The organism is Bifidobacterium sp. UBA6881 (assembly GCA_002451435.1).
In the GTDB taxonomy this organism is placed as follows: Bacteria; Actinomycetota; Actinomycetes; order Actinomycetales; family Bifidobacteriaceae; genus Bifidobacterium.
Window position 1 is genome coordinate 8,933 of sequence record DKCF01000091.1, and the last position, 7,478, is coordinate 16,410.

Genomic DNA, 7,478 nt, shown 5'->3' on the forward strand with positions numbered 1-7,478 from the left:
CACTGGAAATCGTGGTTGCCGAAAGTGACCGCCCACGGCACCCCACGTTCGATAAGCGGCCGCGTCAATTGGCCGATGGTCGCACGCACCAGATCGCGCGTATGCTCCAACGCGGTGGAGTACCGCTCCCGATCGGCCACGGAACCGTTTGGCCTGCTCCACTGGCGTTTCCGCATGGTCGACGCATATGCGGCGTCATATCCGGCGATCTGGTTGCCGGTGAACACCACGATGTCGGGACGTGTCGCATCGAGCGACGCCTCGATGAGCTTGATGGTGTCCGCGCCGATCTTCGGGCCATCCTGAATGTCGGTGAGCTGCAGCACGCGGAACTTGCCGGAATTGTGGAATTGCAGGCGGCCCAACCGTGCGGATACGGAAAGCGGACGCCGATCCCCCTCTTCCGCCGGTTGGATGCGCGGGCGCGTGGACGCGGCTTTGATGGCATGCTGCAATTCGGTCATATCCCTAGGGTAATGCAGCGCTCGGGAAACGCATAATGGTTGCGGAGATGGTACCGATGACGCGAAAAAACAAAAAACCCTCGCATCAGCGAGGGTCATTGGCTGGGATGCCTGGACTCGAACCAAGAATGGCTGAACCAGAATCAGCTGTGTTGCCAATTACACCACATCCCAATTTGGCTGGCGTGGCAACTTCGAAAAGTTGTCCGTCGTACCCCCGACCGGATTTGAACCGGTGTTGGCGCCGTGAGAGGGCGTAGTCCTAGACCGCTAGACGACGGGGGCTTAAATTATCGTTGTGATTCTCAGCAAGCTGTGAACCGCAACGAGTGATTAATATACGCGAATCGCAGGCATTACGCAAATCACGGCGTGTCGCGCCATTTTCTGCCGTTTTCCCATGCCGGCAATACGGAAACAGCACGGTGGAATCCTTCGGCACCGCGCAAAGCCGCAAAAGCGCGGCGCGAAATCCACACACAAAGTCGCAAAAAACAATGCGGAATCCCACGGTTCCGTATGCGAAGTCCCGCAAGTCTTGCAAGCCTCTAAAAAGCCCGGACGTCCGCGACAAACACGAAGACCCGCCGAATCGCTTCGACGGGCCTTCATCACGTCAATCACTCACATGACGCGCATGGTCTTGCGACGAATCACAGGTGCTCGCGCAGACCCTGCAAACGGGCCAGCGAGATCTCCTTGCCGACGATCTCCATGGATTCGAACAGCGGCGGAGACACGCGACGGCCGCTCATGGCCACACGCACCGGGCCGAACGCCAGACGCGGCTTGTAACCGCCGTCCTCAACAAGGGCCTTGTTCAGGGTCTCGTGGATGAAGTCGGTCTTCCAGTTCTCTTCGGAAACGCCTTCCAGCGCCGCGATGGCGGCGTCCAGCACCTCGGGCGCGGAAGCCTTGAGCTGCTTGTGCGCATCGGCGGCGGGCTCGATGTACCGTTCGGTGGAGAGCAGGGAGCCGACCATGCCGGCGACCTCGCCCAGCAGACGCACGCGCGGCTGGACCAGTGGAGCCGCGGCGGTCAGTACCTCGCGCTCACGATCGGTCAGCGCATCCCAGGTATCCGCGGACACCACGCCGTCGCGGTGCAGGTACGGCACGGAACGGTTCAGGAAGTCCTGCGGTTCGAGCATGCGGATGTGCTCGGCGTTGATGGAGATGGCCTTGTCGATGTCGAAACGAGCCGGGTTGGCCTTCACGTCGCGCACATCGAACTTCTCGATCATCTCGTCCATGGAGAACACGTCGCGGTCCGGGGCGATCGACCAGCCCAGCAGGGCCAGGTAGTTCAGCAGGCCTTCGCGGATGAAACCGTTGTCGCGGTGCAGGAACAGGTTCGATTCCGGATCGCGCTTGGACAGCTTCTTGTTGCCCTGGCCCATCACATACGGCATATGGCCGAACAGCGGCATCTCCTTGGCGACGCCCAGTTCGATCAGGTAACGGTACAGCACGATCTGGCGCGGAGTGGAGCTCAGCAGATCCTCGCCGCGCAGCACGACGTTGATGCGCATCAACGCGTCATCGACCGGGTTGGTCAGCGTGTACAGCGGATCGCCGTTCGGACGCACGATCACGTAATCCGGCACGGAACCGGCCTTGAACTCGATGCGTCCACGAATGAGATCGTCGAAGGCGATGTCTTCGTCGGGCATGCGGATACGCAGGGCCGGCTTGCGGCCTTCAGCGCGGAAAGCGGCCTTCTGCTCCTCGGTGAGGTTGCGGTCGTAGCCATCGTAGCCGAACGCCTTCGGACGGCCCGCGGCCACGTTGCGCGCCTCGATCTCCTCCGGAGTGGAGAAGGATTCGTAGGCGTAGCCGGCCTTGAGCAGCTTGGCGGCGACGTCCTTGTAGATGTCGCCGCGTTCGGACTGGCGGTACGGGCCGTCGGGACCGCCGACGTTGATGCCCTCGTCCCAGTCGATGCCCAGCCAGTTCAGGGCCTCGATGATCTGGTTGTAGCTTTCCTCGGAGTCACGCTGCGCATCGGTGTCTTCGATGCGGAACACGAACGTGCCCTTGGTGTGACGGGCCTCGGCCCAGTTGAACAGTGCGGTACGGACCATGCCGACGTGCGGGATGCCGGTCGGAGATGGGCAGAAGCGCACGCGAACGTTTTCCGGAAGTTCCGGTTTGGTGTTTTCAGCTTCAGTCATAGGTTCCATTGTGCCGCGCAAACCGGACGTGCGGGGCATGCCCCTATATGGCCGACTTTCCCGCATACGCATATGATGCGTGCCATTATTCGCGCTCGCCGCGGATTCCGCCTGCATCGGGTTCGGCGAGCGCGCAAGACCGGTCAGTGAGACCGTTCCCGTCTGGGTTCCGTCAGAGGTCCACCTCCGGCTTGTCCGGATCGTCCTTCACATGCTTGAATTTGTCGGCGAGCGCCTGCTTGTTTCGCCGCTCATCCTCTTCGTTCGCCTCTTTTTCGGCCTGCTTCGGATCCCAACGCAGGTATTTGGCGTGCAACGCCCATTCCTGACCGGACAGCATGGCGAGGAACCTCACGGACGCGGTGAAGGTGCGCGCGTTGAAGGCGTTGCGCCGTACCGATACCGCATGCTCGTCGTCGCGGAACGCCGAATCGCGCAGCTCGATCAGATGGCGCAGGTCCAACGCGTTGAGCGAGGTGTGCGGGACGGCGAACTGTTCGCGCAGCTCGTTGGCGTACAGCAATACGGGCAGCACGCGCATCGCCCGCTCCTGCGGATCGTCGAATCCGTAGCACATCAGGTTCATCAGCGCATCGCTGACGGTCAGCGATCCAAGGTACCGGGAGGTGAGCGTGTTGCGGTTCCTGGTGGCGGGCAGACATAGGCCGATGCTGGCGGCGACCTCGTCGTCCACCGGAATGCCGGAGGTGTTGCGGATGGTTTTCGCCACACTACGCAGGATTCCGCGGATGTCGCGCTCGATGACCGGATCGAGGTGGATGCCGAGCGTGGTGGCGGCTTCGAAGAACAGATCGGCGTCATTGGTTTCGGAATAGCCGCTCATCACGTCGTATGCGTGGTTCGCGTCCATCAACGCGCGGATGACGTCCTGTTCGCAGCCGGGGATGACGTCCATGCCTTCGTACACGGCCTCGGCCACCGAGGTATCGATCTCGTCGGGCAGCTTCAGCAGGGTCTGCGCCATCATGCGGGAGAAGCGCACCTGCAGGTCTTCCGCGTACCGGGCGTCGTTCTCCATTTCCTGCGCCGTCTGCAACGGCCACATCCTCACCAGTTCGGTGCCGAAATCGATCGCCGTTCCCACCACGGAGGAATCGTACAGCGGCGTCACCGCGCTCTGGTCGATCTTAAAAGGCATGTCTGCTCCTTTGCATCCCGATTGTGTCTGCCTGATTGCTCACGCTGTCTCCATCATGTCATGGAAAGCGGCGGCGTTCAACAACATCGCGCCGACATGCCACGCAGCCGTCACGCGTCTGCTATGCGATGTCTGCGGCCGGGTCGGCGTATGCGATGGACATCACTTTCTTCGTTTCGCAATCGTAGGTGATCGAAGTGATCGAGGCGAGCGCGGTGTGCCGCAGCAGCATGTTGTGTTCCGGATGCCCGGTTTCCAGCATGTGCCGGTAGCTCCAGATCGGCGATTCGTGGCTGACCACGATGATCTGCTCGCCCGGATGCTCGTCCACCTTCTCCAATGCGAATTCCTGCACGCGGTGCGCGATGGACCGGTAGCTTTCGCCCCAGCTGGGCTTCCACAGGTTGCGCACCAGCTTCCAGTTGCCGTTCTTCCACAACGCGCCCTCGCCGTATCCGATGCGTTTGCCGCGGAATTCGTTGCCGGCTTCGATGACGCGCTCGTCGGTGACGAGTTCCAATGGCGCCTCGCCGCGCAGTCCGCGCACCGCATTGAGCGACGAAAGAATCTCCCCCGCCGTTTCGCGCGTGCGTTCCAATGGCGACGAATACACCGCGGACACGGTGTTGAGCTGCGGGCTGACCGCGATGTAGTGCGCGGTCGCCTGCGCCATGCGCACGCCGGTTTCGGACAGATGGAATCCCGGCAGTCGTTCGTACAGCAGATGCCCCGGATTCTCCACCTTGCCGTGCCTTACGAAATGGATGGTTGTAGCCGGCATCGTCCCGCCTTTCCCTTGCCTGTATGCGCCGTCCTGACGAATACGCGCCTACTTTTCGCCACGTCCCCAATCTACCGCGTGTTGCGACAAGGCGCGTCCTAAAGTTGCCTTGGTCGACAACGACCATGTGAGGCAACCCATCATACCTGCCGTGTCAATCGACGGACACGACCATCATTCCACCCCGCGCGCATATGCGTTATGGCGCGCGACGCGGGACCCGTACTTGGAGAGGAGGAGCGCCGAGTATGTCCAACACCGTGCTCGACGGCGCGAAAAGCATCGCCCATCGTCTTTTCGGCGGATACGCGGAGCTGTTGCGGATACCGCACACCGCGCGTTTTTCCATCGGTTCGGTAATCGCATGCATGCCGTTTCCCATGGTCGGCATGACCATCACGATTTCCGTGCAGCATTATTACGGCAACTATTCGCTCGCCGGCGCGTTGACCGCCGTGCAGGCGATCGCGCTTGCCCTCGCGAGTCCGGTGCTTGGCAGACTGGTCGATAAATTCGGCCAGCGCCAGGTTTCGATTCCGACGATTCTGGTGTGGATCGTAGCCGCCACGGCGTTGACTTCCTGCATCACGGCACGCGTGCCGTCGTGGATTCTGTTCTGCATCGTGCCGTTCATGGCCGCGATTCCACCGTGGGGCGCGATGAGCCGCCAGCGGTGGACGACGTTGCTGAAAGGCGATACCGAGCGGACGAACCGCGCGCTGTCGCTGTCGGGCGTGTTCGACGAATGCATGTGGGTGGTCGGCAATCCTCTGGCGTCCACGTTGGCGGTGATTTCCGGATTGCTGGCGTTCTCGTTCACCGGCATGTGCGTGGTCGTCGGCGCGCTGATGTTCCTCACCGAGGTTTCCACCGAGCCGAAGTCGCAGACGCAATTGGCCCGCGAGGCAGGCATGACGCGCAAGGAGTACCGCGAGCGCGAGGCCGCGCGTTCCAAGGCGTTGCAGGTCGAGACCGCGATCGAATACGCCCGCGACCGCGCGCGTTCCGAGGGCAAGTCCGAGAACGAGGTGCGTGAGGCCATGCGGCAGGCCGAGATGGATGCGCGCGCCGGACGCAAGGAGTCCATCTGGGGCCCGGGTCTGATCGCCGTATGCGTGACGTGGTTCGGCCTGGGCGCGTTCCAGTCGGCGGCCGGCATTTCGATCGTCGCGTTCGCCACGGAGGCGAACATGAAGCAGTACACCGGATTCGTCTTCGCCTGCTTCTCGTTCAGCTCGATGATCGGCGCGCTGGTCTACGGCGCGAAGAATTGGACGATTCCGTTGTGGAAGCGCTTCTATTTCTGCCTTGCCGTGGTGAATCTGGGCATCGGCTCGTTCATGTTCGCCAAGCATCTGTGGGTGATCATGATCATCTATCTGCTGATCGGCGTGTGCCAGGCGCCGACGTGGGTGAACGGCAACCAGCTGATGCTGCATCTGGTACCGCCCACACGATTCACGGAAGGCGTGGCCTGGATGGGAGCGATGAATTCGATCGGCTCGTCCGCGGGCTCCGCCATCGCGGGACAGTTCATCGACCGTATGGGCTCGCATGGCGGTTTCATCGTGGTGACGGCATTGGCTTTGATGTCGTTGGCGATCGCGTTGATCGGCATCAGACAGATCAAAACCTCCACCGAGCAGCCGATGCTCACCACCGTCAGCGTGTGACTGCGGATGCGGTGCCGCATCCGGCGATCATTCGCAGGGCGGCGAACCTACTTCGGCCAGCCCTTCGGGGTGTGCTCCAGCGACCAGACGCCGAGTTTGTGCGAGAAGCTGTTCTCCCACTTGGCTTCCAGCTCTTCGGCGGTCAGGCGGTTCTCCTGCTTCTTCAAGCGGTTCATGGCGTTGGTGTGCGTGTCGTCCAGCAGCCACTTGCGCGTCACGAAGTTCCAGACCATCACCACGGCGGTTGCGATGAGCTTGCCGATGTTCGTGCGGATCAGGTATTCGGTGCTCTGCGACACGTAGGCATCGTGGTTCATGCCGTACGTGGAGATCCAGATGATGGCGTCGTTCATGAACAGGCCGATCACCGCGCCGATGACGAAAATGACGATTTCCATCCAACGCGCCATGTCATCGCGGTGCTTGAACACGAGCTTCATGCTGGCGACATAGTTGAAGATCAACGAAATGATGAAGGAGATGGTGGCGGCGAGCACGTTGTGCATATGGAACACGCCGACCAGAATGTTCAGGATGCCCCAGTCGATGATGAAGGCGATCACGCCCACGAGGCCGAATTTCATAAGCTGTTCGATCAGTTTTCTCACATGGGTTATTTAACACATGCGCGCAGACCAGTGCCGTGGGCCGGCGACGCGAGCCCCGCGGAACGGCATGCGCGGCATCATCATAAAACCTTGCGCATCCGCCGCGTCCATGGCAAAGCACCTACACTGGGAGACGAGAACACCGACGGTTTAATTTCCAAGGAGGATTCCCATGCCCGTCATCCACACCCATGTTTCCGTTTCCACCACTCCCGCGCAGCGCGAGGCGCTGAAGGCCGCATACGGCAAGGCGATCACCGCGGTTCCCGGCAAGTCCGAAGGCTGGCTGATGTGCCCGTTCGAAGACAACATGCCGATTTATTTCGGCGGCGACGATTCCAGGCCGGCGGCATACGTCGAGGTGAACGTGTTCGGCAGCAACGTGCCGGGCTCTTCCTGGGAGAAGCTGACCGAGCAGATCATGGCCGCGCTGAGCAAGGAACTCGACATTCCGGAGGACCGCACGTACATCCGTTACACCGCCACCACCGATTGGGGCTGGAACGGCGGCAATTTCTGATAGCCGCCGAGGAGATTCCGCCATTCCCGGCGATTCGGATGCGAAGCGTCAGTTCCGCTCACGGAATCCGTGAAACCTCATATGGAAAAAGCCATCGTT

The 7,478-nt window shown here is 61.3% G+C and carries 6 protein-coding genes, 2 tRNA genes and 1 pseudogene (1 of these 9 cut by a window edge); 2 read left to right on the forward strand and 7 right to left on the reverse strand.

The window, feature by feature from the left end; all coding sequences use genetic code 11:
- The 6 genes and pseudogenes from B3C64_RS07020 to B3C64_RS07045 form a co-directional block, all read right to left on the reverse strand.
- A pseudogene (locus B3C64_RS07020) lies at nucleotides 1-464 on the reverse strand (serine/threonine protein phosphatase); it reaches 977 nt to the left of the window's first position.
- 99 nt (nucleotides 465-563) lie between these two features.
- A tRNA-Gln gene (locus B3C64_RS07025) sits at nucleotides 564-638 on the reverse strand.
- 38 nt (nucleotides 639-676) lie between these two features.
- Nucleotides 677-749: transfer RNA gene (locus B3C64_RS07030), tRNA-Glu, on the reverse strand.
- 368 nt (nucleotides 750-1,117) lie between these two features.
- Nucleotides 1,118-2,638: a glutamate--tRNA ligase gene (gene gltX, locus B3C64_RS07035; protein ID WP_291534686.1), complete on the reverse strand. Its 1,521-nt coding sequence runs from the start codon at nucleotides 2,636-2,638 to the stop codon at nucleotides 1,118-1,120.
- A 172-nt stretch (nucleotides 2,639-2,810) separates the two neighbouring features.
- On the reverse strand, nucleotides 2,811-3,797 hold the full coding sequence (locus tag B3C64_RS07040) for a hypothetical protein (protein ID WP_291534687.1): 987 nt from the start codon (nucleotides 3,795-3,797) through the stop codon (nucleotides 2,811-2,813).
- A 121-nt stretch (nucleotides 3,798-3,918) separates the two neighbouring features.
- Nucleotides 3,919-4,578 carry a histidine phosphatase family protein gene (locus B3C64_RS07045; protein ID WP_291534688.1) on the reverse strand — a complete coding sequence of 220 codons (660 nt, stop codon included), beginning with the start codon at nucleotides 4,576-4,578 and terminating at the stop codon, nucleotides 3,919-3,921.
- A gap of 248 nt (nucleotides 4,579-4,826) precedes the next feature.
- Here B3C64_RS07045 and B3C64_RS07050 point away from each other — a divergent pair, with 248 nt between their 5' ends.
- Complete coding sequence (locus B3C64_RS07050) at nucleotides 4,827-6,251, forward strand: MFS transporter (RefSeq protein ID WP_291534690.1); 1,425 nt, start codon at nucleotides 4,827-4,829, stop codon at nucleotides 6,249-6,251.
- 47 nt (nucleotides 6,252-6,298) lie between these two features.
- On the opposite strand, the gene B3C64_RS07055 is transcribed toward B3C64_RS07050, so the two are convergent.
- The gene (locus tag B3C64_RS07055; protein WP_291534697.1) at nucleotides 6,299-6,835 is read right to left on the reverse strand and encodes a GtrA family protein; all 537 of its coding nucleotides are present in this window, start codon (nucleotides 6,833-6,835) and stop codon (nucleotides 6,299-6,301) included.
- Nucleotides 6,836-7,031: 196 nt separating this feature from the next.
- On the opposite strand from B3C64_RS07055, the gene B3C64_RS07060 reads away from it, so the two are divergent.
- The gene (locus B3C64_RS07060; RefSeq protein ID WP_291534692.1) at nucleotides 7,032-7,379 is read left to right on the forward strand and encodes a phenylpyruvate tautomerase MIF-related protein; all 348 of its coding nucleotides are present in this window, start codon (nucleotides 7,032-7,034) and stop codon (nucleotides 7,377-7,379) included.
- Nucleotides 7,380-7,478: the final 99 nt, after the last annotated feature.

Coding starts and splice junctions, on each gene's coding strand:
- gltX (WP_291534686.1), bottom strand. CDS start 2,638: ATGACTGAAGCTGAAAACACCAAACCGGAACTTCCGGAAAACGTTCGC.
- B3C64_RS07040 (WP_291534687.1), bottom strand. CDS start 3,797: ATGCCTTTTAAGATCGACCAGAGCGCGGTGACGCCGCTGTACGATTCC.
- B3C64_RS07045 (WP_291534688.1), bottom strand. CDS start 4,578: ATGCCGGCTACAACCATCCATTTCGTAAGGCACGGCAAGGTGGAGAAT.
- B3C64_RS07050 (WP_291534690.1), top strand. CDS start 4,827: ATGTCCAACACCGTGCTCGACGGCGCGAAAAGCATCGCCCATCGTCTT.
- B3C64_RS07055 (WP_291534697.1), bottom strand. CDS start 6,835: ATGAAATTCGGCCTCGTGGGCGTGATCGCCTTCATCATCGACTGGGGC.
- B3C64_RS07060 (WP_291534692.1), top strand. CDS start 7,032: ATGCCCGTCATCCACACCCATGTTTCCGTTTCCACCACTCCCGCGCAG.